The following is a 25,865-nucleotide window of genomic DNA, read 5'->3' on the forward strand; positions in this document are numbered from 1 at the left end:
TCAGGCCGTCGGCTTCTCGTCGCCCGGAGCCACCAGGACCACCCGACGCCGGCGGGCGACCAGGAACATCGCCCCACCCGCGGCCAGCACCGCCGCGCCGACGCCGCCGATCAGGCCGGCCTTGGCACCGGTCACCGGCAGGCCACCCTCGCCACCGCCGGAGCCGCCCTTGGCGGTGACGATGACGGCGTAGCCGTCGCTGTTGTCGCTGTTGTCGACATCGGGAGCCTGCATGCCCTCGACGTTGGTCGGCAGCTGCGAGGCGGGCTTCGCGCGGGCGATGCTCGGCACGGTGCCGATCGGCTCGACCGACACCAGGCCGCCGGTCAGGGCACCCGGCTTCACGTCGGACCCGACGTTGAACACGTGGTAGAAGCCGTACGCCGAGTACAGCTTGTCGTTGTCGTTGGTGTCCTGGTCCAGCGGGATCAGGCCGAAGTCGGCGTAGGTGCAGGTGAAGGTGGACTTGTCGGCGGAGTACTCGCAGTCCTTCTCCGCCTCGGCCGGGGTCACACCCTTGGGCAGCTTCACCGTGATCTTGAGGCCGGCGGTGGCCTGGTCACCCTGGTTGGCGACGACGTACGTCAGCGCCGACTGCCCGCCCGGGTGCAGGTCACCCGAGTAGACCGGGTTGCCGTCGACGATCTTGGCGGCCTGCTTGACGTCGTCGGCGATGACCGCAAGGTCCGGACCGCTCTGGTCGGACAGCTCGAGCGTGGCGGTCGCGGTGTCGTTCGCCGGGTTGGTGTCGTCCTTCGAGATCAGCTTGAACGACAGCGGCGCCTGGTAGGTGCCCTTGACGTCGAACTTGAAGACGAGGAGCGGCAGGTCGACCGTCTCGCCGGGGCCGGGCAGGCCCTCCTCGGTGGCGTAGCAGGTGAAGGCCTTCGGTGCCTTGTCACCCTCCGGTTCGCAGTCGTCAAACGGCACGACCGCGACCTTCTCGAAGTCCACCTTGGAGACGTCGATTCGGACAGCCAGCTCGCTCGGGGTGTTCTTGCCGAGGTTGGTGACCTTGACGAAGGCGACCTTGCCCTCGGCGTTGGCCGCGACGCGCGTGCCGGCGACCTTGAGCTCGAGGTCCGTCTCGGTGCCGGCGGCCTGGGCGGGCGCGCCGAGGGCGGTGAACGCACCGGAGGCGAGCAGCGCGGCGGCGCCGAGCCGCATCAGCGGCCGGTTACGGAAGATCATGGAGCCAAGCCTCCCGAAAAATGGGATGAAGGACAGGGACCGCCGCACGGTATCGGCCTGGGACCGCCCTCGCCACCCCACTCGCCGAACCTTCACCACCTGCCCGGCTAAGAGTCACTTAAGGATTGCCCGAATTGACGGCTATTGACACCAACAGTCCCGGGCGCGCCTCCGGAGAACGGGCTGACAGAAAACACCTATCGATGGCCAACCACTGGCCGTTCGGCCGACGCTGCCGCAGCTCACGGCGGTCACCGAGGGTGCGACGGCAGGTACGGCCGGTGGACGGGCGGTTCAGTTGACCTCGACGAGCGGCAATGACTTCCCCGCCCCACCACCGGGCAGGGCGATCGAGGAGAAGTGCGAGACCACCCGCTCGTCGCTCGGGTCGTCGGCGGGCGTCAGGTGCACCGCGAGCCGGTGGTAGAGGGTGTCCCGCTGCGCGGGGATCCGGTCGGCGCTGCGGATCATGCCGATCAGCTCGTGCAGGTTGGACCGGTGCCGGGCGCCGGCCGAGGAGATCACGTTCTCCTCCAGCATGATCGAGCCGAGGTCGTCCACGCCCATGTGCAGGGCGAGCTGCCCGACGTCCTTGCCGGTGGTCAGCCATGACGCCTGGAGGTGCGGCACCGTCTCGAAGAAGAGCCGGGCCACCGCGATCAGCCGCAGGTACTCCATGGTGGTCGCCTGGGTACGGCCCTTGAGGTGGTTGTTCTCGGGCTGGTAGGTCCACGGGATGAAGGCCCGGAAGCCACCGGTGCGGTCCTGGACGTCGCGGATCATCCGCAGGTGCTCGATCCGCTCGGCGTTGGTCTCGCCGGTGCCCATCATCATCGTCGCGGTCGACTCGAGGCCCTGCCGGTGCGCCAGCTCCATGACCTCCAGCCAGCGCGCGCCCGACTCCTTCAGCGGGGCGATCGCCTTGCGCGGCCGGTCCGGCAGCATCTCGGCGCCGGCGCCCGCGATCGAGTCCAGCCCGGCGGCCTTGATCCGGGCGATGGCCTCGTCCAGGCTCACACCCGAGACCTTGGCCATGTGCAGGATCTCGCTCGGGCCGATCGAGTGGATGGCGAGCTGCGGGTACGCCTGCTTGACCGCCGAGAAGAGCTCCTCGTAGTACTCCACGCCGTAGTCCGGGTGGTGGCCACCCTGGAGCATGACCTGGGTGGCGCCCAGCTCGACCGCCTCACCGCAGCGGCGCAGGATCTCCTCGGTCGGGTGGGTCCACCCTTCCTTGTGCTTCGGCGCCCGGTAGAAGGCGCAGAACTTGCACGCCGTCACGCAGACGTTCGTGTAGTTGATGTTGCGGTCGATCAGGTAGGTGACGATGTTGTCCGGGTAGCGCCGCCGGCGCACCGCGTCCGCCGCCTCCCCGAGTGCGTGGAAGGGCGCCTCGGTGTAGAGCAGCAGGGCCTCCTCGGGCGTGATCCGCCCGCCGTCCGCGCCGCGCTGCAGGATGTCGTCGATCTCCCGGCTCACCGTCACCCCCCGAGCCTACGTCGGCTGCGGCGGATCGCCCTCGCCGCCCCGGCGCCGGGCTGCGCCGGGGCGGCCCTCAGCCGAAGGGCCGAACCCCAGGCCGGGCGCCGCGCACGGCCGATCCGCTGGCCGTGCGCGGCGCCCGAACCCGGCCCCCGGGGCGGGATCAGCCGCGGCGGTTGCGGCTGAGCTGGGTGACTCCCAGGACCAGGGTGACCGCGATGAGGCCGGCCACGGCGTATCGCACCGCAGCCGGGAAATCACCGACGAGGAAGAAGACCTCGAACACCACCAGCACCGCGAGAACGATCCCGATGACCTTGTTCGAGCGCAGCCAGGTCGCGTTGTCGCTCATTTTTCACCTCCCTCCTCGACACGGGTGAGGACGACTTTCCGGACGTCTGGGCAGCCGTCACTCCGGCAGTTTCAAGGCTTGGCGGAAGGAGAGCTTCCTGCCGGTCTGCATGAGGGAACGCCGGTAGACGCGCGCCCCCGCCATGATCAGAACCGCCGCCGCGACCAGCGAGATCACCAGGGAGGCCACCGGCTCCCACCACGCCGTGTCGCCGGCGACCATGCGGGCCGGCATGGCGATGGTCGACGAGAGGGGGATGAACGAGAGCACCGTCTGGAAGGTGCCGGACGCCGAGATCCCGGCGATGAAGACGACGGCCGTGACCGCGCTGATCGGGGTCGTCGTGGCCTGGATGTCCTCGGTCCGGGTCGAGACCGCTCCCGCCGCCGCGTAGACGCAGGCGAGCAGGGCGAACCCGATGACGAAGAACACGACGAACCAGCCGATTCCCAGGGTCACCTGGTTGAGGACGTCCGACTTCCCCATGGCCACCAGGCCCACGGCTCCCGCGGCGATGAAGAGCACCAGTTGCGCGAGCGCCAGGATGCTGTTCCCGGCAACCTTGCCGACCAGCAGCGCACGCAGCGGGATCGCACTCGCGATGATCTCGACGATCCGGTTCTGCTTCTCCTCCACGACGCTGGTCGCGATGGCGACCCCGAAGAGGACCGCCGCCAGATAGAACAGGAATCCGAAGAGGTAGGCCGCTACCCGGACGACCATCTGCGGGGTGTCACCCGGCGACAGCAGTACGTAGTCCACGGCCGCGCCCCGCTGCAGGTCGGCCACGGTGGTGCCGGCCGCCGCGGCGTTCCGCGCGAGCGCCAACTGCTGCACCGCCGCACCGATCCAGATCGACGCCGCCGACTCCTGGTCGGTCTTGCCGAGCAGCCGCCAGCCGTCCGCCGTGGGGACCAGCCCCGCGTCGACCTCCCCGGCGCGTACCGCGTCCTCGACCTCGCCTTCCGATGACTTGGCGTTGCTGGTGATGCGTACGTCCTCACCGGCCTGCTCGGCGAGGGCGACCGCCTGCTGGACGACCTCGGCGCTACCCGGTCCGGTGGCGGCGACCGTGATCTTGTCCTGGGACACGCCGATGAAGGCCTGAACGGCGATGGCGCCGACAATGAGGGCCAGGGTCACGACGGTCGAGAGGAAGAAGCCGCGATCGCGTAACTTGACGGATATCTCCCGGGCCGTGACGATCTGCCAGGCTCGCCCGCTCGGGCTCTCCTGGAAGGCGTCGGGCGCAGAGCTGGGCGTGGTGGCGGGCGTCGGCTCCAGAGTGGAGGTGCCCGTGGGCGAACTGGTCATGCGGCCATCTCCCGAAACACGTCGGCGACCGTGGGAACGATCTCGGCGAACTCACGCACCGATCCCCGGAGCATCGCCTCCTTGAGCAGCCTGTCTCCATCGTCCGGCGTCGCCAGCTCGACGAGCGCCGATCCTTCGCCTTCCTCCACCACCGTCACACCCGCCACGTCGCGGACCCAGCGGATGTCCCCGCCGGTGACGAGCCGGAACACCGATCGCCCCCGGCGGCGTAGCTCGTCGACGGTGCCCTCGGCCACGACCCGGCCCGCGCTGAGCATCACCAGCCGATCGCACAGCCGCTCGACCAGTTCGAGCTGGTGGGAGGAGAAGAGGACGGGAACCCCCTGGGCGGTGAACTCCCGAAGCAGCTCCGCCATGCTGTCCACGGCCAACGGATCGAGTCCCGAGAAGGGCTCGTCGAGCACGAGCAGGGCGGGGCCACCGATCATGGCTGCCGCGATCTGCACGCGCTGCTGGTTGCCGAGCGAGAGGGATTCGAGTCGCGAGCCGGCGTGGTCGGCGAGGGAGAAGCGTTCCAGCAGCTCCGTGGCGGAGCGACGGGCCCGGTCGGCAGTCAGCCCCCGGAGCCGCCCGAGGTAGACCAGCTGGGGCAGCACGGACTGCTTCGGGTAGAGGCCGCGTTCCTCGGGCATGTATCCGAAGGTCCGCCGGTCCGCTCTGGTGGGAGGACTGCCGTTCCACAGCACCCGGCCTTCATGGACGGCCAGCACCCCCATGATCATCCGCATTGTGGTCGTCTTACCGGCGCCGTTACCGCCCACGAACCCGGTCATCATGCCGTCTTCCACGCGGAACGACACATGATCCACGGCAACGCGGTCGCCGAAACGACGGACCAGTTTGTCAAGTTCCAGCACTAATCCTCCAGGTCAAGATCGGCATGGCCTCGGGTCGTTCGGCGGTCAGGGCAGCGGATGTGGTCGATCGGGGCACGGCCCCGGGTATTGAGCGCTGTGCCCGGTACGACCCACCGCGCTCGCCAGTCGGGGCCGGTTCCAGCTCCATCGATGCCGCTCGTTCATGCGCAGGTGCTGGTAGCCGACCGGCAGCACCTTCACGGCGCACCACCCCATCGCGCGAACGGCGGCAGGCAGCCGCGGCGTGAGGTCGACGAGCACCGGATCCCCTCCGTCAGCCAGGACCGCGCGGAGGATGTCCTGATCGGCAACGGTGGCGGTGGTCGGTGTCGCCTCGCCGGCGGCGGTGAACCCCATCACCCAGTCGCGCACCGACTCGTATCCCGCGGCGGTCAGCATGTGACGGATCCGGTCGTGCTCGGTCTCGACCATCGTCACCGGGTCGGTCGCGCCGCCCTCAGCGCGGGTCAGCTCCAGCGCCGTCCGCACCTGCCACGCCTCCTGGAAGGCGCCGAGCAGCGCCTCCCACGGCCGGTCGGACCCCTTCAGGCCCACGGTCGCGATGGCCCCGGGCCCCGGGGGGTCCACGAGCGCGCCGACCACGCACCAGAGCCCCGGTACGGCGGTGGGCAGCCGCGCGAGCGACGGAATGATGCCCTCGTCGTGCGCACGCCTCCACAGGGTCAGCAGAGCCGTACGCGCCTTCTGCCCGGCCGGATCGACAGCCGTCATCTCCGCCGGGTCGGGAAAGCTGGGCAGCCGCAGCCCGCGCTCCCACGCCACGGTGACGGCGTCCCGTTCGACGATCTCCAGCAGCGCGGAGCGTAGCGCCATTTCCGGGCTGCTACCCGCGGCTGCCCCCGACGGACCCGGGTCGAAGAAGGCGGCCTCCGGCTCCAGGGACGGCCAGTCGACGAGCGGCGCGGGGACCAGCACGGTCGCGGAGTTTCGCAGCCGCCGGCCCGGAACCCAGGTGAGCTCGGCCTGCGCCGCCTCGGGCGCGCCGAGCGCGATGTGTGGATCATGGAAGGCAAGGGTCGGCTCGCCCAGCTCGGCGGCTCGCCCGCGTACCGCAGACAGCCCTGGGCGGGGATGGAGGGCGTACCGCTCGACGGCCTCACCGGCGCCGCGGATCAGGGCGTCGACGCGCGAATGCCCGTGGGCGCCCACGACGCGGGCCGAGAGGGGAACGTCGGTCAGCTCCACGCCCGGCACCGTGAGCAGCTCGGCGCTCGCGCTCCACAGCGGATTCGTGTCGTACGGCGGCGCCAGGGAGAACGCGGAGGCGATGCCGGTGGACGTCGCCATGGTCCGTGTCACGTCAATCATCGGTAACCGTGACCCCCTCGTGGGCGTGTCATGTCAGGGCTACCGTGGTCGCGTGGCCCAGGAACGGGAGTTGCGGGCCGACGCCGCGGGCGGCCGCGTCGAGTGCGGTGAGCAGCCCGGCCGAGCCGGTCAGCAGGTCCGTGGAGAGCCGGTGCCCGTGGTCGCCGATGACGTGCACCCGGCCTGGCCCGGTGGACACCACCTCCCAACCGAGAGCGGCGAGGTGCGACCGGAGGCCCGCCGATACCGCCGGGTCGACGTCCTGACCGACGAGTGCCAGCACCGCGGCCGACCGCCCGTTGACCAGCGCGTTCGGCACCGTGAACTGGCCGCGCACCTGGCCGAGCAGGGTTTCCTGAGCCCGCCGGAGGTCGTCGTCGGGCTGCTCTGCCAGCAGGGCCTGGGTCACCATCGCCAGTCCGGCGCTGCCCACGAGGCCGGGCGGCAGCGCCGACGCGCCGGGCGGCTCCGCGGTGTCCAGTCCGGCCAGGTCGGCGCGGAGCGCCCGCCCGGCGGCATCGAGGAAGGCATGTTCCCCGGTGTGTTGGAAGAGCCGTAGCAGGAACAGCGCGTGGCCGGCTCGGCCGTGCAGGAGTCCTCTGGACTGTGGTGCGGGCAGCGGCTCCAGCCGCGCGGCGATCTCGCGCGCCAGGCGCAGACAGTCCGGGTCCTGGTACGCGGCCGAGAAATGCAGCGCGGTCAGACCCAGGCCCGACCATCCGTCCATCAGGCTCCCGTTGACCCCGTCCGGCGGCAACTCCGCGGCCACCGTGAGCAACGACCTGGCCTCGGTGTCGCGGCCGAGGACCGACAGGGCGTACGCGATCCCGGCGAGCCCGGTGTAGAAGCCTGGACCGGGGCTCGGCATTCCCTTGACGTGGTCCAGCAGCCAGTCCACGTGCTGAGCCGGGGGCTCGTGACCGCTGCGCGACAGCGCCCAGAGCACGCCGGCCGCCCCGTAGCCGAAGGTGACGCCGCCGCCGGGGAGGAGGAACTGCATGGCGTCGCCCGGATACAGGCGGTCGTCCCGTTCGGGGGTGGCGACCGCGAGGATGCTGTCGGCGATCCGATCCCTCAGGTCGCCGTCGAGAGGGTCGGCTGGCCACGGCAGGGAGTAGTCGGTGCTGGTCGGGATCCGGTCCGGCCCGAGGCCGCGTTCGAGGTCGGCGACCACGGTGGGCGGTAGCTGGAACTGGTTCGCCGCCACCTCGATGAGTTCCCGGATCTTGGCGGCTCCCCACGGAACGATGTGGGGCATCGGTACGAACATGGCCAGCCGCAGGACGGCCAGGCCGTAGAGGTCGACCTCGGTGCCCGACAGGTGACCCGGCGCGTAGAAGCCGAGCGCCCCCATCGACTGCTTGTACTGTGCGTCGACCGGCGTCGCGGTCTCCATGTCGATGAAGGCGATCGTCCCGTCCGGTTTCACCAGGATGTTGCCCGGGTGCAGGTCGCCGAAGACGACGCCCCGGTCGTGCATGGCCCGGATCGCCTCCTCGACCTGGTCGAGGATCGTGAGGGCCCACGACGCGTACGACGCGCACGCCTGGGGGCTGTTCTCGGCACCCATGAAGGGGTGTCGGGTGCGGAGCACGTCGATCAGCGGCTCGCCGTCGACGAATTCCCGGGCCAGGAAGCGGTGCTCGTGCCCATCCCGGTAGTCGATCAGGGCCGGCACCCAGGGCAACCCGGCCAGCCGACTCAGGGCCCAGTGCTCCCGCTCCAGGCGGGCGATGGCATCCGCGCCGCTGGCGTCGAGCCCGGCGAGCGGCCGCGCCTCCTTCAGCAGCACCTCGCCGTTCGACCGTTTGTCGATCGCGCGGTAGACCCCGCCACCGTTGGAGAAGTGCAGTGCCTTGTAGACGCGGAACGGAAAGTCGCGCAGGGCACCGCGCTTACGCATCTCCAGCGCCTCGGCGAGGAAGGCCGGCAACGTCACCCACTCCGGCGGCCGGAAGGACGGCCGCCGGACGTCGGGCACCAGCTGACCGCTGGGGTCCTCGATACCGGGAACCAGCGCGCCGTTCTCCGCCCGGGCCATCCTGAGCACGAAGGCGCCGTACCGCACGAACAGCGGGCCCATCTTCCACCGCAGGTCGCTGAGGATGTATGGCGCCGGGGTCCCGCCGATCAGGTCCTCGAGTTCGTTCAGCGTCCGTTCCAGGGACTCCTCGTCCGGCGGGTAGATGGTGATGAACTTCCCGCTGGCCGTGCGATCGCCGTACTTGCTACCGCGGCGCCCGAGGATCTCCCGGCTGCTGATGTACTTGAACATCAGGCCGCGTTCCACACAGTACGGCGCAACCGCGTCGAGCAGCTTCTCCGCGTTCTCGGGGGACGCGGAGACGTGGATCTTCCAGCCCTGGTCGGGGATGTCGAGCACCGGCGGGGTGCAGACCGTCCACTCCCTGCCCCGTTCCGACCGCCAGCCGTCCCCCGGGGGGCGGCCCGCGAGGAAGTCCCCTTCGGCGTTGTGCGGATCGGGCCGATCGTAGAAAAGAGTGTCGTCACGGCAGAAATCGAGAAATCGGAAGTCGAGCACGTGACGTCTCCTTGTCAGCTCGCAGGGACCGAGATGTCGGGCCAGATCCCGATCAGTGCAGGAACGGATGGACGTACGTCCGGTAGAGCAGCTTCCAGAGCGGAAGCGTGCCGACGTCGACGCGGGCGACGCCCGCCGTGTTCTGGACCGCACCATCCGCGCTGACGAGCCGATAGCTGGTGACGGGCAGATCCGGATCGCTGTCGAGACGCAGGGGGAAGAACGACGACAACGGGGCGGTACTGGCCTGCCCGGGACCGGGGGCGATCGTGGCCTCGCCGAGGGTGCCCTGCACGATGAGGCCGTTCCGGGCGAGTTCGACGGTCTGCCCGGGTGCCAGGCTCGCGGTGTCCGCGCCATCGAGCAGCACCAACTCGGTCGTCCCCGACCTGCTGATGAAGGCACCGGAGACCGAGTACGGCAATGGCAGGACCATCAGCGCACCGAGCCCGCCGACCAGTACCCCGGTGCCGAGGAGGACGCGCCAGCGGGGGGCGCCGGCCGCGCGCACCTCCCGCGCGGTCCTCCGGAGACCACGCGCCATGACGTAGAGCAGGTAGCCCACCACGCAGGCAAGCAGGATGAGGCCCACCACGCCGCCCCCTTGCAGCACCTCCGCCCACAGGCCGAGCGCCGTGCCGAGGAGGTAGACGGGAAAACCGAGGCAGGCGAGGCCGTACCAGGTCGTCCAGCGGGTCGACAGTTCCCGTTCGTACCGGCCGCCGAACAGCAACCGGGCGATGGCGCGGCGCGCGTCGGTCATGGCTCGGGTGCGCAGGAAGGGCACGTCAACGCGCGTCATGAGCGCGAGGTAGCCGTCCAGCTTGATGAAGGGAAGCAGGTTGAGCAAGCCGGTGAGGTAGCAGACGACGGCGAAGAACAGGAGCCCGGTCCGCAGCCCCGACTGGGCAGGGAGCAGGGCCAGCAGCGCGGACACGCCGGCCAGGAAGGTCTGCACGGCCGGGCCGGCCAGCGCCACCCGTACCCGCTGGTCACGTCGAGGCAGCCGCCAACTGTCGGACACGTCGCAGAAGAAGGCCGGCATCAGGTAGTACAGCATCACGCCGATGCGGGCAGGATGCCCGCCGTAGTGCAACAGCGTGGCCGCGTGCCCGAGTTCGTGGATCGAGGTGGCGACGATGAGGGCGAGCAGCACACCGACGTACGTGCTGGCGGCGAGCGGCTCGGCCAGCACCTGGGCGACGGCGGCGGACTGGACGACCAGGGCGATGATGCCGCCCAGGCCGATCGCCAGAGCCGCGTAGCTCACGAAGCGGCTGGCGAACGCGCCCAGCACCGGCCGCAGAGCCTGCATCGCCCGCCCCGGACGGACCAGAGTCAACTGGATCGTGAACGGTGGCACGACCTTGATCCGGGGTGCCCGGCGGGGCGCGACCATGTCACCACGGTCGACAAGTCCCAGCTTGTCGAGCTTCTCGACCGCCTGGGCGACCAGCTCGACCGTCCACGGGGGTCCCAGCGCCTCAGACAGCGCGGCGTGGTCGGATTGCCCGTCCATCGCGCGGGCGAGTCGCGCGACGTCCCGGCCGACCCGTACGTACTTCGGGCCTCGCTGAATCACGTAGGGGTCGCCGTCAACGGCCGGGAGGTGGACCTCGGTGCCGGGTGCCGGCCTCGGCCGTTGCGCATAGTCAGGAGGCACCGCGGTAGCGCTCGGGATCACGTCGGGCTTCCTCAATCCGCATCTGGTGTCTACCGTAGGAATCCCCTGCCTCGGCCCAGCTCACGGTGAAGGAAACCGGGCCGAGGCAGGTCCCGCGGATGCGGGACTAGCGATGCTCGCTAGGGATGTTGCACCACCGATCCGTCATCAGGTGACGGCAACGGACGTGGCGACGCTGGCGCTGATCGCGACGCCGATCGACACGCCGGTCCAGAAGCCCGGCGCCTCGAGGGCCTCCAGCTCCTGCATCTCGAGCTCCAGCAGCTCGGTCTCGGTCGAAACCTCGTTCATCGTCTTACCTCCTCTCTCTCCTCGTAGTTACTCGTAGCCCGGCACCGTGGTTCTTAGGTGATGCTCCAGGCGACGCTGACGATGGAAATGCCGACGCTCACGCCGATGCTGGTCACCCAGCCCGGCGCCTCCATCGACTCGAGCTCCTGCATCTCGAGCTCCTGGAGCTCCAGCTCCTCGTTGATCTCGTTCACCGCAATCCTCCCTTCGGCGGCAGTAGGACCGTTATTTGCAATCACGTAAGGAGTGCAACTCCCTGACGTGACGACTGTGGCGCCGCGGACGCCCTTGGTGGGTCCGGCGGCTCTGTCGCTTCGGCGAGCAACTCCCGCAGGTCGGCCGCGGTCATTCCGCCGAGCATCGGAAGCCCCGCTCCCCAGGCGCGCATGGCTCGGGTAACGGCGGTGTCGATGGCGTCCGGGGTCGCCCGGACGTGCCGGCGGATGTCCCACTCGTCGATGAGGCCGACGAGTCCGGCCGAGGGCTCAGGGGCCAGCCGCGGCACCCGGCGGCGTAGCTCCGCCCACAGGCGGCGCAGGCGACCGGCGTCGCCCAGCCGGCTGTCGCCGTCGTCGATCCGCCGCCACAGGACGGGCCAGACGGCGGCAACCGCACGCATCTTCGGCAGGCCCAGCGTGGTGGACAGCTCGTTGGCGATCGGCCAGCCCTTCACCGCGTACGGGCTGCGCCCGGCGTTGATCAGGCCGATCTGGCTCTCGCCGCTGCATTCGGCGATCCGCAGCCGTAGGTCGGCGTCGATCGGCGCCCCGATCCGCCGGCGGTCGGCGACCGCGTCGCCCAGCCGGATCAACCGCCCGGCGAGCTCCTCGACCAGCGCGTCCTGCTCGGGAAGGGTGGTGGGATCACCGACGTACGCGCTGACGGTGCGGAACAGCGCCTCCAGCACGCCGTCGGCGACGTGGTCCACCGGCAACGTGGCGGTGGCCGCCGCGTCCCACACCGCAGCCATCGGCCGCAGGCACGGACCGGTGACGAGCCGCTTGGCGCCGGCCTGCTCGAAGCAGGCGACCGTGCCCAGCTCGCTGCCCGTGCCCAGCGTCGTCGGCACCGCCACCACGCGTACCGAATTACCGAGATGGGGCGGCAGGGCGACCATGCCGCTGCGCTGCGGCGCGGTGATCCGTTGCCAGCCCTCGGGCCGGGTCGCGGTCAGCACCGCGAGCTTGGCCAGGTCGAGGATGGTCCCCCCGCCGACGCCGAGGACGATCTCGTGCTCGGCGAGCCGGTCCGCGAGGGCCCGTATCTCGTCGAGATTCCCGTGCCCGGTTCCCTCGATCAGCCGAGGGGCGGATCCGACGCTCGCGGCCTGGGCTCGCACCGCGGCCGTGATCGGCTGGTCCACCACGGCCGGGTCCGCCAGCACGGTCACCGCCGCGACCCGGTTGCGGCGGAGCCAGCCGCCGAGTTCGGGCACGCCTCTCATCGGCGGGGGAGGCAGCGTCATGGTCGGCTTCACTGCGCGCCTCCCTGACCGGCGGATCCCGTGGCGACCAGGGACGCGAGGCCCTCTTCCACGCACGCCATCAGCTCGTCCAGCTCCGCCTGGGAGTAGGTGAGGGCGGGGACAAGCTGGATCCCGCCCACCCCCGGGTGCGCGATGGCGCCGCAGCGCCGGATGGCCGCGACCAGACCGGCGACCTCGGCCGGCGTCAACGGTTCCCCGGCCTGGTTCACGATCTGGAGCGATCGGAAACACCCGGCCCCGCGGGTGCCGACCACCTGGGGATGCCGGTCGACCAGGGCGTCCATGGCGGCCGTGAGCCGCGGGGCCAGCGACTGCGCGGCGACGACCGCGTCAAGCCGGTGCATCTCGGCGATGGTCGCACTGATCGCGGCGCACGGAATCGAGCTGCCTCCCTGCGTCTCGGCGTGCGCCAGGACGGCGTCCTCGGCCGCGAAGGCGTCCACGACGGCCCGCGAGACCACGATCGCCGAGGCGGGGCAGGTTCCGTTGGTGAGACCCTTGGAGGTGATGAGCACGTCCGGCTGCTCAGCCCACGCCTGCGAGGCGAAGAAGAGCCCGGTCCGGCCGAACCCGGTCGCCACCTCGTCGGCCACCAGGAGGTAGCCGCTCTCCTTCCGGAGGCGCGCCAGCTCGGCGATGTAATCCTCGGTCAGCGGCACCGCCCCGGACCCGAGTACCGGTTCGACGACGACGGCGGCGATCTGCGCGCCGCTGCGGGACACGAGGGCGCGCAGCTCGGTGACGTCGTTCGGGGTCACGTGCCGGATGAGGCGCTGATCCACCCCGTAGACGCGCTGCCCGAGATCCTCGCCGGTGAGCGCGAATCCGCCGAAGGTCAGGCCGTGGAAACTGCCCCGCAGGCCCACGATCAGGTTGCGGCGCGGGTCGCCGGCGAGCGCGTGGTAGTGCCGCACCAGCTTCATGGCCACGTCGTTGGCGGCACCGCCGGAGCTGGAGAAGAGCACCCGCGAGTAGTGCTCGGCGCCGCACGCCTGAACGAGATCCTCCGCAGCTTGACGCGCGTAGGAGTTCTCGTACCGGAAGGAGCTCAGGAAGGAGGCGTCCCGCGCGGCCCGGGCGATGGCCTCGGCGATCGCTGCGTTGCCGTAGCCGAGGTTGGTGTTCCAGATGCCGCTGGCGCCGTCGAGGAGTTCACGCCGGTCGGCGAAGGTGATCCGGTGGCCGTGCGCCGCTACGGCGCAGAGGCTGTCGTCACCCTGCGCGCTAGGGGCGAGCAGGTAGGGCCAGAGGGACGTGTCGAGCCGGGTCATCGCTTCATCACCGCCCTGAGCAGCGTGACGAGGTGCCGGTCCCCGCCTCCGGTGAGCTCGGTCCGGTCGAGCACCTCGAAGCCGGCCTCGCTGAGCTCGTGCTCGGCGAGGGCGGCACCGACCGTCCCGACCTGACCCGTGCAGACCGGCACCGGGCCGGGCGGCGGGTCGGCGGGAAGGATCGTGACGGTGCGGGACGAGGCGCCGCTCGGCCAGTACTCGTGCAGGTCGTACGGCGTTCCACTGGCGCCGGTCACCCGCAGCACCGTCTCGTCGGAATCGCCGGAGGCCGCGCCCCGGTCAAGGGTCGACAGCAGGAACTGGCCGCCGGGGAGCAGATGCGACCGGACCGATCGGTAGAGGCCCGGCCGGGCGTCCGCGTCCAGCAGCGAGATCGAGACCGTGCCCAGGACCACGTGGGCGAACTGACGTTCCAGCTGGAACCTCGACATGTCCGCGGTGACGAGGGTGCACCGCCGGCGCAGCCGGGCGGGTGCCTCCTCGAGCCGGCCGGCGAGCAGGTCGAGCATGTCCTGGGAAAGGTCGAGGGCGGTCACCTCGCGGCCGAGCGCGAGCAGGGGCAGCGTCAGCCGCCCTGAGCCGGCGGCAAGATCGAGCACCTGTCCCGGGATCGCCCGCACCGCGCGGACGATTTCCTGGATCTCGTGCGCGTCGCCGACCGAGAGGTCGTGGTACACCGGCGCGCCGTCGCGGTCGTAGATCCCGCACAGGCGCGCCCGCTCGCCGAACTCGTCGACCCGGGCTCCGGCACGGCCCGGTGGGAGTAGGGCGCTGCTCTGCGTGGCCATCATCGTGCCCCCACCTTCGGCTGAGCGGGAGTCAGCGCCACCCCGGCCCCGGTGAAGAACTCGTTCACCTGGGTCACCGTCGATCCCGGCAGGTGACGCGCGGCGAGCTCCGGCGATCCAGTGGCGAGCAGGCACTCGACGGCCTGCGCCGCGGTGTGGTCGACCGTGAACACCCGTCTCCGGTCCGGCTCGTAGACATAGCCCCGGTCGGCCGTCCACATCAGCAGCGGGAGGGTGGGGTCGACGACATCCTCCGCCGGGTCGTCGTCGGCCAGGCCGGCGGTGATGCGGCCACCGAAGCCGGAGACCCGCAGGCCGGCGATGTCGTTGACGGTCAAGGTGCGCAGCGCGTCGAGCGCGGTGAAGTACCGGGCGACGGACGGCCGCTCACCCAGCCGGGCGGTGCGCTCGGCCTCGGGAAGAACCGCACCGAGGCACACCGCACACGGCAGCTCACTGGCCGCGTTCGCCTTCTCCCAGGCGGCGACCAGGTCGGCGAGCCCGGTCCCCAGATGTCCCAGGGCACTGCCGCCCGGCGCCGTCGAGATCGCGCCGTCGCGATCGACGTGCAGGCGCAGGCCCGGACCGTCCAGCGGGGAGGCCGCGCCGAGCGCCGGCACGTCGGCGATGCGGACGGCCGGCGCGATGGCGAACTCGGGGAACACTCCCTCGCTGACCGCCTGGTCCACGTCCGCGAGGAAGGCCTCGAAGTCGTCGTCGAGGTCACCGATCCGGATCAGGGTCGGGCCGAGGATCGACATGAACCTGCTGCTCGCGTAGTCCTGGGTCTGCAGGAAGAAGTCGCTGTCGACGGAGAGTTCGGTACCGGGCTCGGCCAACGAGCCGTCGATCCCGACAACTCCGCGGGACGCGTCGTGGTCTCCGGTCGCCAGGATGATCGTCCCGTCGCCGGCGAGGCCGGTGCCGATGACGTCCGCGAGATGGGTCCGGTCGGCGAGGCTGATGGTCGCGGCGGCCTCGGCCGGCCAACTGCTCGGCGGCTGGTTCCCGGTGCCCCACGACATGATGTTCTGCTTGACTCGCCTGAGTTCCGCCCGGTCCATTGCTGCGTCTCCCTTGCCCGCTATGCCCACACGCCGAGGATGGTCTTCAGGTCGCTGAAGGCCGCTTGTGGGCCGCACGCCTTGTGGACCCCGGTCAGGTTGAGGACGATCTCGTCGACGCCCGCCTCGCCGTACTCGGCCAGCCGCTTGACGACCGTGTCGAGGTCGCCGCGGACGAAGGCGTTGGCCTCGACCACGGCGCGGGCGGCCGACTGGAGGTCGCGGCCTGCGAGTGGAATGCCCGCCTGCCGCAGCATGTCGAGATAGTGCGGCGCCTGCAGGTGCGCGGCGTTGCTGGCCAGCGCGAGCGTCTCCGCGGGCACGTCCTCCCGGTCGATTCCCACGGGAACCATGGCCGCGATCCGGGGAGGGGCGGTCCGTCCGGCCTTCGCCGCGCCAGCACGCAGCGCCGGCGCCAGCACGTCGCGGATGTACGAGGGCGGGGTCAGCCAGGTGATCGCGACGTCGGCGACCTCGCCGGCGACCATCGCCATCTTCGGCCTCAGCACGCCGAGCCCCACCTCCACCGGCGCGGCGGCGGCTGGTGCGAGCTGCGCGTTGAGCCGGAGCTCCGGCCCGTCGAGCCGGACCACCTCGCCGTCGAGCAGGCGGCGCACCACCTGGACATAGGTCCGCGCGGTGGTCAGTGGGCTGTCGTACGGCGCACCCATGATGTTGGTCTGGAAGTCGCGCGAACCCGGTCCGAATCCGGCGACGACGGGGTGGCCGGTCGCCAGGGCGACCGATCGCGCCTGCATCGCCGCCTCGTACGGGTGGCGCAGCGGCATCAGCGAGACGCCGATCCCCGTCGGGACCCGGAATCCGGCTCCGGCCGCCGCTACGAAACCGTGGTGGGGTTCCATGACAAGCGACTGGCCCTGCCACAGCCGTGCGGCAGAGGTCCAATTGACCAGACCCGCAAAGGGGAGAATCTGCTCCGGGCGGCGCGCCACAAAAGGAATGAGCACCGACAGTTTCGGTGCCGGGCGTGGCCCGCTCAATTCCTGTCGCAATGCCATTCCCCCGTCCCCAGGATGGCGTGCCGAACGATTCGGCGCGCTTTCGGAGTTGAACTGTCACTTGCGATTGGCCGAGACCATATTTGCGGCAGTGACGGCTGTCAACCTCTTGCCCCGACCGGCGTCAGGGCGCCATCGCGCCGGCTCGAGCGGCCAGTCGGTTACTCGCGGCACGGGCCGCCGAGACCGTCCACGACGCCCGGCTGATCGCCTGGGCAGCACAAAGGCCTGATCATGGGCCAAGTACGGCGAGTCACGGGCTCAGTGCGGTGGGGCGATGTCTGTGCCCTGCGTCACATCCGAGGGGGGTTACACAGGCAAAACACTAAGCGGCAAATCGGTCAAGGCGGGGGTAAATCGCCCCCCAAATCCGGGTCGCGGCGAAAGATAACGGAAATGTAAACCTAGCGAGTCCGCCCGGCTGGTGGACCGCCCACACCGCTGCCGCGCCCAGAACACCCGGGGCCGACACACGTGGCTCGCGCGACCGGAGCCGCTCAGACCCGCGCCGCGAGAACACCGAAGGCCAAGCGGAGAAGGGGCTGCGTAACGGCCCTTCCTTCAAGGAGTGGACCAGTCCCGCCCGGGGAACGGCGACTGCGGGGATTTCGTGGAATCCCTCCACCGCCCGGAGCGGCAGTTCTTGACACTGCGGGTATTGCCGATGCTCGACAACAGCCGCGCGACCAGGGTCGGCTCGTACGGGTTCCCGCCGCAATTGGGCGCACGCGCCCGTAGCCCCGGATCCGTCGACCAGCGCCAATTGCGGCGTCAGGTGTCCGCGGTGGAGCAGATGAACGGCGCCAAACCAGCTGCCAACCCGCCGCTAATCAGTTGCAGAATTTCGCGACTTTGACGGGCGCCAGCGCGGCGGGCGGTCTCACGCGTCGTAGTCGACGGTGAGGGTGTCGGTCACCGGGCTGGACTGGCAGGTGAGGACGTACCCGGCCGCCACCTCGTCCGGCTCCAGCGCGTAGTTGCGGGCCATCGTCACCTCGCCGGAGACCACCTTGGCCTTGCAGGTCGAGCACACGCCGCCCTTGCAGGCGTACGGCAGCTCGCCGCGAACCTTGAGCGCCGCGTCCAGCACCCGCTCGTCCCGGCCCATGGTGAAGCTCGACGAACGACCGTCCAGCACGATCGTCACCTCGGCGCCGGCGCCGGGCTCGTCGGAGGGACGACGGACCGGCTCGGGTGGAGCGTCGACGTGGAACAGTTCGGTGTGCACCGCCGACTCCGGCAGCCCGCGGGCGGCCAGCACCGCCTTGACGTCCACCACCATCCCGTACGGGCCGCAGAGGAACCACTCCTCGATGGCGTCCCCGGGGACGATGGTGTCCAGCAACCGGATCAGCCGGTCGGCGTCGATCCGCCCGGACAGCAGCGGCGACTCGCCCTGCTCCCGGGAGAGCACGTGCACCAGGTGCAGCCGGGTGGGCCACCGGTCCTTCAGGTCGGCCAGTTCCTCGGCGAACATCACCGAGTTCGCCGTGCGGTTGCCGTACACCAGGGTGAAGGTGCTGGCCGGCTCGACGGCCAGCGCGGTCGCGACCAGCGAGAGCACCGGGGTGATGCCGGAACCGGCGACCACCGCGCCGTAGTGCCGGACCCGGTCCGGCGCGAACGCCGTGGTGAAGTGCCCGAGCGGAGGCAGCACCTCGACAATGTCGCCGCCGCGCAGCGCGCTACAGGCGTACGCGGAGAACGCGCCCTCGGGGATCTCCCGCACCCCGATCCGGAGCCGGCCGTGCCGCGCCAGGTCGTCCGGGGTCGAGCAGATCGAGTACGACCGCCGCACGTCCTCCCCGCCGTCCCCGGTACGCCGCACGGTGAGGTGCTGGCCGGCGGAGAACGCGAAGGCCTCCCGCAGCTCCTCGGGTACGGCGAAGGTGATCGCCACGGCGTCGTCGGTGAGCCGGTCGACAGCGGCGACCGGCAGCGGGTGGAAGACCGGCCGGCGACGGACCGGTCGGGTGATGGTGACAGTCACAGCGCCTTCAGATGGTCAAAGGGTTCGGAGCAGGAACGGCAGCGCCACAGGGCCTTGCACGCGGTGGAACCGAAGCGGCTGACCTGTTCGGTGTCCGGGGAGCCGCAGCGCGGGCAGCGGACGGCCAGGGTCAGCGGCACGACGTTCCCGGCCCGGGCCGGCGCGGGCGGGGCGATGCCGGCGGCGGCGAGCTTGGCGCGGCCGCTCTCCGAGATCCAGTCGGTGCTCCACGCGGGGGCGTAGACGGTGCGAACCTCGGCGTCGGGGTGGCCGGCGGCGGCGAGCGCCCGGCGGATGTCCGACCGGATCACGTCCATCGCCGGGCAGCCGGTGTAGGTGGGGGTGATGGTGACGACGACCCGCCCGGTGGCCGGGTCGGCGTCGACCGACCGCAGGATGCCCAGCTCGTCGATGGTGATCACCCGGATCTCCGGGTCCACCACCGCCGCCGCGGCCTCCCGTGCCGACCTCACCAGTGCCACCTTTCGTTCACGACTGCGGGGCTCCGCTTCGCTGCACTCCTCGCGCTCACCACTGCGCCCCCGGGTGGGCGCGGTGCAGCACCTGCATCTCGGCCAGCAGGTACGAGAGGTCTTCGGTGTGCACGCCTTCCCGGCCGCCGCCCGGCGTCCAGCCGTTGGCCGGCCTGGTCAGCGTCGCCTCGTCCAGCACCGCTGACACGACGGCGTCGAAGTCGGCCCGCAGGGTGGCCGGGTCGACCGGCGCCGCCGGGTCCGCCGCGAACAGCTCGTGGGTGTACGGCCACACCCGGTCGACCGCCTCCTGCATCCGGCGGTGCGACTCCTCGGTGCCGTCGCCGAGCCGCTTCACCCAGAGCGAGGCGTGGTCCAGGTGGTACGCCGACTCCTTGCGCGCCTTCGCACCGATCGCGGCGAGCCGCTCGTCGGCGCATCCGGCCAGCGCGGTGTAGAGCGGCAGCTGGTACGCGGCCAGGGAGAACAGCTTCGCCATCGTGACCGCGAAGTCACCGTTGGGCAGCTCGACCAGGAGACAGTTGCGGAACTCCCGGTCGCCGCGCAGGTACGCAAGCGCGTCCTCGTCCCGGCCGGCGCCCTCCAGCTCACCCGCGTAGGTCAGCAGGAGGCGGGCCGCGCCGAGCTGGTCGAGGGCGATGTTCGCCAGCGCGATGTCCTCCTCCATCTCCGGCGCGCGGGAGGTCCACTCGCCGAGCCGCTGCGCCGCGATCAGCGCGTCGTCGCCGAGGGCGAGGGTGAAGTCGAACAACTTGCTCACAGGTGGGCCACCCCGTCCGGCACCTCGTAGAAGGTGGGGTGGCGGTAGACCTTGTCGGCCGCCGGGTCGAAGAAGGCGTCCTTCTCGTCCGGGCTGGACGCGGTGATCGCACTCGCCGGCACCACCCAGATGGAGACGCCCTCCTGGCGGCGAGTGTAGAGATCCCGCGCGTTGCGCAGGGCCAACTCGGCGTCGGGCGCGTGCAGGCTCCCGACGTGGGTGTGCGACAGGCCGCGCCGGGCCCGCACGAAGACCTCCCACAGAGGCGAAGGATCGCTCCCGCTGAGCCGATCGGTTCGCTCGCTACGCTCGCTCACGCCGCCACCTTCTCCTTGTTCATCCGCTTGGCGGCGTACGCCGTGGCGGCCTCGCGTACCCAGGCACCCTCGTCGTGGGCGCGACGGCGGTGGGCAATCCGCTGCCGGTTACAGGGCCCGTCGCCCTTGATCACCCGCATCAGCTCGTCGTAGTCGGGCTGGCTGTAGTCGTACGCCTGCCGCTCGTCGTTCCAGCGCAGGTCGGGGTCGGGCAGGGTGAGCCCGAGGATCTCTGCCTGCTGCACGCACATGTCGACGAAGCGCTGGCGCAGGTCGTCGTTGGAGAAGCGCTTGATCTTCCAGGCCATCGACTGCGCTGAGTGGGTCGAGTCGGTGTCCGGCGGGCCGAACATCGCCAGCGACGGATACCACCAGCGGTCCACCGCGTCCTGGGCCATCGCCTTCTGGCCCGGGGTGCCGTGGGCCAGGGTGTGCAGGATCTCGTACCCCTGCCGCTGGTGGAACGACTCCTCCTTGCAGACCCGGATCATCGCCCGGGCGTACGGGCCGTAGGAGCAGCGGCACAGCGGCACCTGGTTGACGATCGCCGCGCCGTCGACCAGCCAGCCGATCGCGCCCACGTCCGCCCAGGTCAGCGTCGGGTAGTTGAAGATCGAGCTGTACTTCTGCCGCCCGTTGAGCAGCAGCTCCACCAGCTCGTCGCGGCTGATCCCCAGGGTCTCGGCCGCGGCGTAGAGGTAGAGGCCGTGGCCGGCCTCGTCCTGCACCTTGGCCAGCAGGATCGCCTTGCGCTTCAGCGAGGGTGCCCGGCTGATCCAGTTCCCCTCCGGCTGCATCCCGATGATCTCGGAGTGCGCGTGCTGGGCGATCTGCCGGATCAGGGTCTTCCGGTACGCCTCCGGCATCCAGTCGCGCGGCTCGATCTTCTGATCGGCGGCGATCACGTCCGCGAAGTACGCCTCGAGGTCGCCGTCCGGGGCGGGGCCGCCGCGTCGGGCCTTGGCCGCCGCCTCCCGCAGGGCCGCCTCCGCCGCCTCCACCTCGCCGAGCAGGCCACCGCCCGGACCGTCCTCGGGCGGGGCGAAGTCGTTGCCATACATGAGGCCAGTGTTACAGCTCGCGACCGATGACACCAGAGGGTGTAACAGGAATCCCGCCGCACCTCCCGTCCCCGGTGACCGCTTCCAGTGAGAAGGCCCCGAGCCGACTTCGCGTGTGACATGGGACACAACCGCAGGGTGAATCCTCCTAAGCGCGGCATAGCGGCGGAATATTCCGCGTTCGTGGCAAGCCACCAGGCGTCGGGTTCTGGTCTACGGCCCACCCGGAAGTAGACTTCGCCCGGCACACCGATCGGCTATCGACGATCGCCACAGGCACGAAGGCCACTTCCCCCGGGCCTCGGCGATCAGGCTGAACCCATTCGGAATAGCCGGTCCCCCCGGCCAGACATCTGGAGCTCACCCACTCATGCGACATCGCGTGATCCTGGTGCTCGCCATCGTTGCGGTCCTCCTCGGTGGCGTCATGCTGGTGCCCGCCGCCTATGCCCGCCTCTCCGGGGGCCACGCCCTCGCCAGCCTCGGCGGCATCGGCGGAGGCGTGGAGCAGGTCCCCGCCCCCACGCCCACCGCGCCGCCCCCGCCGACCCTCGCCGACGGCCCGGTCTCGGTGAACTTCAAGGGCGAGTTCTTCTCCTGGGCGCTGATGGACCGGAAGACCGGCAAGATCAACGGGTCGGCGAACATGACCAGGACCAACTCGACCGAGTCGATGATCAAGGCCTGGATCGTCTCCGACTACCTGCGCCAGCTGGGCGACAAGCCGCTGAGCGCCGCCCGCAAGCAGCAGGTCGTCACCGCCATCCGGGACAGCAACGACAAGTCCGCCGAGGCGCTCTACAACGCCGGCGGGCGCAAGCCGGTGCTGGATCGGCTGATCAAGATGTGCAAGCTGACCGACACGAAGATCGAACCCACCAATGCGAAGTGGGCGTACACCCAGATGTCCCCGCGCGACGCGGTGCGGATGGGCGACTGCATCGGCGACGGCACCGCCGCCGGCCAGAAGTGGACCGACTTCGTGCTCAGCGAGATGACGAAGGTCCGCGGTGGCGTCAAGGACCAGAAGAGCGAGACCGTCCAGGGTGGTCGCTGGGGCATCATCGACGGCCTGCCCGACTCGATCAAGGAGCAGGGCCCGGTCAGCATCAAGAACGGCTTCACCATGCTCTGGGCCGACGTCCAGTGGCACGTCAACTGTCTCGCGGTGACCGACGACTGGACCCTGGCGGTGATGATGCGCTACCCGCAGAAGAACGGCCTGGAGTACGGCGCGAAGGTCTGCGCCAGCGTCGCCACCCAGCTGGTGACCCCGCAGCCCGGCGCCGCCCTCAAGGTGCCGCAGCAGCCGGTCGGGAAGCTCTGATGGCCGGCACCCGACGCCGCCCGGGCAGCAACCAGCGCCCGCTCCTGTTCAGCGCCGTCGCCGTGATCCTGGTCGGGCTGGTGCTCGTCTCGCTCCGGTTCGTGCCCGGCTCTCCGCTGCGCCCCACGGCCGGCTCGCACCCGGCCACGGCGGGCGGCCGGTCCACGGGTACGCCCACGGACCGTAGCTCCCGCGCCCAGCCGTCGCCCTCCCCGTCGCCCTCGCTGGAGCCGTTGCCGTTCACCGCGCAGGATCTCGACAGCCTCGACATCAAGGGCTGGTACTCCTGGAGCGTGCTGGACAAGCGGACCGGGAAGATCATCGGCTCGAAGAACATGGCCGAGACCAGCACCACCGCCTCGCTGATCAAGTCTTGGATCGTCGCCGACTACCTGCGGCGTACGGCCGAGGCGGGCGACACCCCGAGCGACGCGAAGCTGGCCGACGCCACGAAGATCATCCGGGACAGCGACAACACCCGCGCCGAGCAGTTCTACAACAGCGTGGGCCGGTCGGAGTCGATCAAGCGGCTGATCAAGACGTGCGGACTGACCGACAGCAAGGCCGCCAGCGACGGCGGCTGGAGCCGGACCGAACTGTCCCCGCGGGACACCGCCCGGCTCGGCCTCTGCATCGACGACGGCCGCGCCGCCGGACCGAAGTGGACCAAGTGGCTGCTCAACGAGATGCGGCTGGTCCGCGGCGCCGGCGACTTCGGCATCCGCAAGGCGTTCCCGGCCAAGGTGCAGAAGACCATCGCCATCAAGAACGGCTGGATCGACCGGCAGCGCGAGCAGGAGATGCACATCAACTGCCTGGCCATCGGCGACACCTGGACGATGGGCGTGATGGTCCGCTACCCGATCGGCATGGGCTACGACTACGGCATGAAGAACTGCGAGCGGATCACCGAGGCGCTGCTCCGCCCCGCCGCGTAACGCTCGTCACCAGCTCGCCGATGTGGCGGTGTCCCACCCGGGACGCCGCCACATCGCCATTCCGGCCCGGTCAGCCCCGGAAGAACTCCGGCCCGTTCGCCGGGAGGGCGGGTGCCTCGCCCATCGCGGCCGCCCGTCGGGCGAACTCGCGCAGCCCAGCCACCTGCCGCTCACCCAGCGAGAAGTCGAGGGTGCGGAAATACGTCGCCAGCGTCGCCGCGTCGAACGGCTCCCAGCGGGCCGCCGCCTCGGCCACCTGGTCCAGCTCGGCCAGGCAGAGGTCGCGCGAGCGCAGGAACGCCTCGTGCACCTCCTTGACCAGGCCGGGGTGGGCGGCGGCGAAGTCACGGCGTACCGCCCAGACGGCGAATACCATCGGCAGGCCGGTCCAGTCCCGCCAGGCCTGCCCGAGGTCGGTCACCTCCAGCCCCCGCCGGGGCGCCTCGTAGAGCGCCCGCAACGCCACGTCGCCGATCAGCACGCCGGCGTCGGCCTCGAGGAGCATCTGGGTCAGGTCCGGTGGGCAGCGGAAGTACTCGGGGCGGACGCCGTAACGCTCGCCGAGCAGCAGTTGGGCCAGGAGCACCCCGGTACGCGAGGTCGAGCCGAGCGCGACCCGGGCCCCGTCCAGCTCGGCGAGGGGCCGGGTGGAGACCACGTTGACCGAGAGCACCGGGCCGTCGCTGCCGACCGCCAGGTCCGGCAGGAGCACCAGCTCGTCGGCGTGCCGCAGGTATTCCACGTGCGAGATCGGCCCGATGTCCAGGTCGCCGGCGACCAGCGCGGCGCTCAGCCGGTCCGGCGAGTCCTTGTGCAGGTCGACGTCGATCAGCGCACCGGACCGCATCAGCCCCCAGTAGATCGGCAGGCAGTTGAGGAACTGGATGTGCCCGACCCGGGGGCGGGCGATGCGGTCAGCCATGACCCGACCGTATGCCCCGCCCGCCGGCACCGGTCAGCGGGAGGGGGCCGAAGTGGCCAACTCCCCACCGCGCGCGACCTCCGGCCCGGCTTCGGCGCTGCCCGCGGCAGAGGCCCCGGGGGCGGTGAACCGCGCGGCGCGGACCGCGCGGCGGACCGGCAGCGCGGCCGCGGCGACCACCAGCACCCCGACCACCCCGCAGCCGGCGACCAGCGGTCGCGGCGCGGCCACCTCCAGCAGCAGGCCACCGGCCAGGTAGCCGGCCATCCCGGCACCCTGGACCGCCGCCCCGAAGGCCGCGTAGGCCCGGCCTCGGGCCGCCTCCGGGACCCGCCGGGCCAGCAGCAGGTTGCTGAAGACGTTGTCGCCGCCGTTGCTCACCCCGCCGGCCAGCCAGATCGGCACGAGCAGCCACGCGGACGGCACCGCCGCCGAGGCCAGGACCGCCAGGCAGCAGCCACCGAGCAGGGCCAGCCCGGCCCCGAGCAGCGCCCCGTCGTCGGTGAGGCGCCGGGCGATCCGGGCGAAGATCCAGCTGCCGATCACGATGCCCGCCGTCCAGGAGCCGGTGACCAGGCCGTAGACGGTGGTGGAGCTGTGCAGGGTCTCCCGGATGAAGAACACCTCGATCACGTTGATCGCGCCGACCGCGGCGATCACCGCGGCGAGGCTACCGACCATCACGACCAGCAGCGGGTCGCGCCGCAGCCGCCAGGCGGGCGACGGCGTCAGGCCGCCGTCGACCACCGGCGCCGGGCGCCGGCCACCCCGGCGGGTACGGATAAGCAGCCCGGCCGCGACCAGCGCGAGGTAGCTTGCGGCGTCGACGAGCAGCGGCACCCGGGCACCGAACCCGCCGACCAGCAGCCCGGCCAACGCCGGGCCGGCAAGCGCGCCGAGGGTTCCGGCGGTCTGGACGAGCGCGCCGGCCCGGGGCAGGTCGTCGGCGCGGACCATGGCGGGCACCAGCGCGGAGAGCACCGGCTGGGTCACCGCGAGCCCGGCCGCGAGCAGCGCCACCAGGGCGATGACCAGCGCCGGATGCCCGGCGTACGCGAGCGCCAGGCAGATACCGGCCTGGGCGAACCCGGTGACCACGAGCAGCAGACGGCTGTCCACCCGGTCGGCGAGCCGGCCGGTCAGCGGGGCGAGCGCCACCAGCGGCAGGGTGGCGGCGAGCAGCAGCCAGGAGACGGCGAGACCGCCCGCCCCGGCGGACTGCAGGGCCAGCGTCAGGGCGCTCGCGGCGAGGAAGTCCCCGCAGGCGGAGATGCCTCGGGCTGCGGTGACGAGCCAGACGTCGGACCAGCGCGACGAACCAGGTGTGAAGGACATACTTCGAAA

General features: G+C 71.0%; 24 protein-coding genes. 2 read left to right on the forward strand and 22 right to left on the reverse strand.

Annotated features, from left to right (window positions below):
- The 20 genes from ACNAVT_RS09535 to paaA form a co-directional block, all read right to left on the reverse strand.
- The gene (locus ACNAVT_RS09535; protein ID WP_416294794.1) at positions 1 to 1,191 is read right to left on the reverse strand and encodes a cell wall anchor protein; all 1,191 of its coding nucleotides are present in this window, start codon (positions 1,189 to 1,191) and stop codon (positions 1 to 3) included.
- Positions 1,192 to 1,485: 294 nt separating this feature from the next.
- Positions 1,486 to 2,676, reverse strand: a complete 1,191-nt coding sequence (gene mqnC, locus ACNAVT_RS09540; protein ID WP_416294796.1) for a cyclic dehypoxanthinyl futalosine synthase — start codon at positions 2,674 to 2,676, stop codon at positions 1,486 to 1,488.
- 160 nt (positions 2,677 to 2,836) lie between these two features.
- Complete coding sequence (locus tag ACNAVT_RS09545) at positions 2,837 to 3,025, reverse strand: hypothetical protein (protein ID WP_416294797.1); 189 nt, start codon at positions 3,023 to 3,025, stop codon at positions 2,837 to 2,839.
- Between the two features lie 57 nt (positions 3,026 to 3,082).
- The gene (locus ACNAVT_RS09550; RefSeq protein ID WP_416294799.1) at positions 3,083 to 4,339 is read right to left on the reverse strand and encodes an ABC transporter permease; all 1,257 of its coding nucleotides are present in this window, start codon (positions 4,337 to 4,339) and stop codon (positions 3,083 to 3,085) included.
- Complete coding sequence (locus ACNAVT_RS09555) at positions 4,336 to 5,217, reverse strand: ABC transporter ATP-binding protein (RefSeq protein ID WP_416294801.1); 882 nt, start codon at positions 5,215 to 5,217, stop codon at positions 4,336 to 4,338. The genes ACNAVT_RS09550 and ACNAVT_RS09555 overlap by 4 nt, the downstream gene beginning before the upstream one ends.
- A 45-nt stretch (positions 5,218 to 5,262) precedes the next feature.
- The gene (locus ACNAVT_RS09560; RefSeq protein WP_416294803.1) at positions 5,263 to 6,546 is read right to left on the reverse strand and encodes a YcaO-like family protein; all 1,284 of its coding nucleotides are present in this window, start codon (positions 6,544 to 6,546) and stop codon (positions 5,263 to 5,265) included.
- A 28-nt stretch (positions 6,547 to 6,574) separates the two neighbouring features.
- Complete coding sequence (gene lanKC / locus ACNAVT_RS09565; RefSeq protein ID WP_416294804.1) at positions 6,575 to 9,088, reverse strand: class III lanthionine synthetase LanKC; 2,514 nt, start codon at positions 9,086 to 9,088, stop codon at positions 6,575 to 6,577.
- A 52-nt stretch (positions 9,089 to 9,140) separates the two neighbouring features.
- Positions 9,141 to 10,772 carry a daptide biosynthesis intramembrane metalloprotease gene (mpaP, locus tag ACNAVT_RS09570; protein WP_416294806.1) on the reverse strand — a complete coding sequence of 544 codons (1,632 nt, stop codon included), beginning with the start codon at positions 10,770 to 10,772 and terminating at the stop codon, positions 9,141 to 9,143.
- A gap of 147 nt (positions 10,773 to 10,919) precedes the next feature.
- The gene (locus ACNAVT_RS09575; protein WP_416294807.1) at positions 10,920 to 11,063 is read right to left on the reverse strand and encodes a daptide-type RiPP; all 144 of its coding nucleotides are present in this window, start codon (positions 11,061 to 11,063) and stop codon (positions 10,920 to 10,922) included.
- Positions 11,064 to 11,116: 53 nt separating this feature from the next.
- Positions 11,117 to 11,257 carry a daptide-type RiPP gene (locus ACNAVT_RS09580; RefSeq protein WP_416294809.1) on the reverse strand — a complete coding sequence of 47 codons (141 nt, stop codon included), beginning with the start codon at positions 11,255 to 11,257 and terminating at the stop codon, positions 11,117 to 11,119.
- Positions 11,258 to 11,298: 41 nt separating this feature from the next.
- On the reverse strand, positions 11,299 to 12,540 hold the full coding sequence (mpaC, locus tag ACNAVT_RS09585; protein ID WP_416294811.1) for a daptide-type RiPP biosynthesis dehydogenase: 1,242 nt from the start codon (positions 12,538 to 12,540) through the stop codon (positions 11,299 to 11,301).
- Positions 12,537 to 13,820, reverse strand: a complete 1,284-nt coding sequence (mpaD, locus tag ACNAVT_RS09590; RefSeq protein WP_416294813.1) for a daptide-type RiPP biosynthesis aminotransferase — start codon at positions 13,818 to 13,820, stop codon at positions 12,537 to 12,539. The genes mpaC and mpaD overlap by 4 nt, the downstream gene beginning before the upstream one ends.
- Positions 13,817 to 14,632, reverse strand: coding sequence for a daptide-type RiPP biosynthesis methyltransferase (mpaM, locus tag ACNAVT_RS09595; RefSeq protein ID WP_416294815.1), 816 nt, complete (start codon positions 14,630 to 14,632; stop codon positions 13,817 to 13,819). The genes mpaD and mpaM overlap by 4 nt, the downstream gene beginning before the upstream one ends.
- Positions 14,629 to 15,693: a daptide biosynthesis RiPP recognition protein gene (gene mpaB / locus ACNAVT_RS09600; protein ID WP_416294816.1), complete on the reverse strand. Its 1,065-nt coding sequence runs from the start codon at positions 15,691 to 15,693 to the stop codon at positions 14,629 to 14,631. Before mpaB ends, mpaM begins: the two co-directional genes overlap by 4 nt.
- A gap of 20 nt (positions 15,694 to 15,713) precedes the next feature.
- Positions 15,714 to 16,556 (reverse strand): LLM class flavin-dependent oxidoreductase, encoded by an 843-nt coding sequence (locus tag ACNAVT_RS09605; RefSeq protein ID WP_416294817.1) that lies wholly within the window; start codon positions 16,554 to 16,556, stop codon positions 15,714 to 15,716.
- 1,036 nt (positions 16,557 to 17,592) lie between these two features.
- Positions 17,593 to 18,702, reverse strand: a complete 1,110-nt coding sequence (gene paaE, locus ACNAVT_RS09610; protein WP_416294818.1) for a 1,2-phenylacetyl-CoA epoxidase subunit PaaE — start codon at positions 18,700 to 18,702, stop codon at positions 17,593 to 17,595.
- On the reverse strand, positions 18,699 to 19,175 hold the full coding sequence (paaD, locus tag ACNAVT_RS09615) for a 1,2-phenylacetyl-CoA epoxidase subunit PaaD (RefSeq protein WP_416294820.1): 477 nt from the start codon (positions 19,173 to 19,175) through the stop codon (positions 18,699 to 18,701). The genes paaE and paaD overlap by 4 nt, the downstream gene beginning before the upstream one ends.
- 55 nt (positions 19,176 to 19,230) lie before the next feature.
- Positions 19,231 to 19,956, reverse strand: coding sequence for a 1,2-phenylacetyl-CoA epoxidase subunit PaaC (gene paaC / locus ACNAVT_RS09620; RefSeq protein WP_416294822.1), 726 nt, complete (start codon positions 19,954 to 19,956; stop codon positions 19,231 to 19,233).
- Positions 19,953 to 20,273: a 1,2-phenylacetyl-CoA epoxidase subunit PaaB gene (gene paaB / locus ACNAVT_RS09625; RefSeq protein WP_416294824.1), complete on the reverse strand. Its 321-nt coding sequence runs from the start codon at positions 20,271 to 20,273 to the stop codon at positions 19,953 to 19,955. The genes paaC and paaB overlap by 4 nt, the downstream gene beginning before the upstream one ends.
- Positions 20,270 to 21,334 carry a 1,2-phenylacetyl-CoA epoxidase subunit PaaA gene (gene paaA, locus ACNAVT_RS09630; RefSeq protein WP_416294826.1) on the reverse strand — a complete coding sequence of 355 codons (1,065 nt, stop codon included), beginning with the start codon at positions 21,332 to 21,334 and terminating at the stop codon, positions 20,270 to 20,272. The genes paaB and paaA overlap by 4 nt, the downstream gene beginning before the upstream one ends.
- A gap of 370 nt (positions 21,335 to 21,704) precedes the next feature.
- On the opposite strand from paaA, the gene ACNAVT_RS09635 reads away from it, so the two are divergent.
- Together ACNAVT_RS09635 and ACNAVT_RS09640 are read left to right on the forward strand one after the other, a co-directional pair.
- Complete coding sequence (locus ACNAVT_RS09635; RefSeq protein WP_416294828.1) at positions 21,705 to 22,661, forward strand: hypothetical protein; 957 nt, start codon at positions 21,705 to 21,707, stop codon at positions 22,659 to 22,661.
- Positions 22,661 to 23,599 carry a hypothetical protein gene (locus ACNAVT_RS09640; RefSeq protein ID WP_416294830.1) on the forward strand — a complete coding sequence of 313 codons (939 nt, stop codon included), beginning with the start codon at positions 22,661 to 22,663 and terminating at the stop codon, positions 23,597 to 23,599. The genes ACNAVT_RS09635 and ACNAVT_RS09640 overlap by 1 nt, the downstream gene beginning before the upstream one ends.
- A 70-nt stretch (positions 23,600 to 23,669) precedes the next feature.
- Here ACNAVT_RS09640 and ACNAVT_RS09645 read toward each other — a convergent pair whose 3' ends face one another.
- Together ACNAVT_RS09645 and ACNAVT_RS09650 are read right to left on the reverse strand one after the other, a co-directional pair.
- Complete coding sequence (locus tag ACNAVT_RS09645; protein ID WP_416294832.1) at positions 23,670 to 24,521, reverse strand: menaquinone biosynthetic enzyme MqnA/MqnD family protein; 852 nt, start codon at positions 24,519 to 24,521, stop codon at positions 23,670 to 23,672.
- A gap of 33 nt (positions 24,522 to 24,554) precedes the next feature.
- Entirely contained in the window at positions 24,555 to 25,856 is a 1,302-nt protein-coding gene (locus ACNAVT_RS09650) for an MFS transporter (protein ID WP_416294834.1), read from the reverse strand.
- Between the last annotated feature and the right edge of the window lie 9 nt (positions 25,857 to 25,865).

Source organism: Micromonospora sp. SL4-19, from assembly GCF_047921475.1.
Taxonomy (GTDB): domain Bacteria; phylum Actinomycetota; class Actinomycetes; order Mycobacteriales; family Micromonosporaceae; genus Micromonospora.

Excerpts from the sequence above, each read along its gene's own strand:
- ACNAVT_RS09535 (WP_416294794.1), bottom strand. The coding sequence starts at position 1,191 with ATGATCTTCCGTAACCGGCCGCTGATGCGGCTCGGCGCCGCCGCGCTG.
- ACNAVT_RS09545 (WP_416294797.1), bottom strand. The coding sequence starts at position 3,025 with ATGAGCGACAACGCGACCTGGCTGCGCTCGAACAAGGTCATCGGGATC.
- ACNAVT_RS09550 (WP_416294799.1), bottom strand. The coding sequence starts at position 4,339 with ATGACCAGTTCGCCCACGGGCACCTCCACTCTGGAGCCGACGCCCGCC.
- ACNAVT_RS09560 (WP_416294803.1), bottom strand. The coding sequence starts at position 6,546 with ATGATTGACGTGACACGGACCATGGCGACGTCCACCGGCATCGCCTCC.
- ACNAVT_RS09575 (WP_416294807.1), bottom strand. The coding sequence starts at position 11,063 with ATGAACGAGGTTTCGACCGAGACCGAGCTGCTGGAGCTCGAGATGCAG.
- mpaD (WP_416294813.1), bottom strand. The coding sequence starts at position 13,820 with ATGACCCGGCTCGACACGTCCCTCTGGCCCTACCTGCTCGCCCCTAGC.
- mpaM (WP_416294815.1), bottom strand. The coding sequence starts at position 14,632 with ATGATGGCCACGCAGAGCAGCGCCCTACTCCCACCGGGCCGTGCCGGA.
- mpaB (WP_416294816.1), bottom strand. The coding sequence starts at position 15,693 with ATGGACCGGGCGGAACTCAGGCGAGTCAAGCAGAACATCATGTCGTGG.
- ACNAVT_RS09605 (WP_416294817.1), bottom strand. The coding sequence starts at position 16,556 with ATGGAACCCCACCACGGTTTCGTAGCGGCGGCCGGAGCCGGATTCCGG.
- paaA (WP_416294826.1), bottom strand. The coding sequence starts at position 21,334 with ATGTATGGCAACGACTTCGCCCCGCCCGAGGACGGTCCGGGCGGTGGC.
- ACNAVT_RS09635 (WP_416294828.1), top strand. The coding sequence starts at position 21,705 with ATGCGACATCGCGTGATCCTGGTGCTCGCCATCGTTGCGGTCCTCCTC.
- ACNAVT_RS09640 (WP_416294830.1), top strand. The coding sequence starts at position 22,661 with ATGGCCGGCACCCGACGCCGCCCGGGCAGCAACCAGCGCCCGCTCCTG.
- ACNAVT_RS09645 (WP_416294832.1), bottom strand. The coding sequence starts at position 24,521 with ATGGCTGACCGCATCGCCCGCCCCCGGGTCGGGCACATCCAGTTCCTC.
- ACNAVT_RS09650 (WP_416294834.1), bottom strand. The coding sequence starts at position 25,856 with ATGTCCTTCACACCTGGTTCGTCGCGCTGGTCCGACGTCTGGCTCGTC.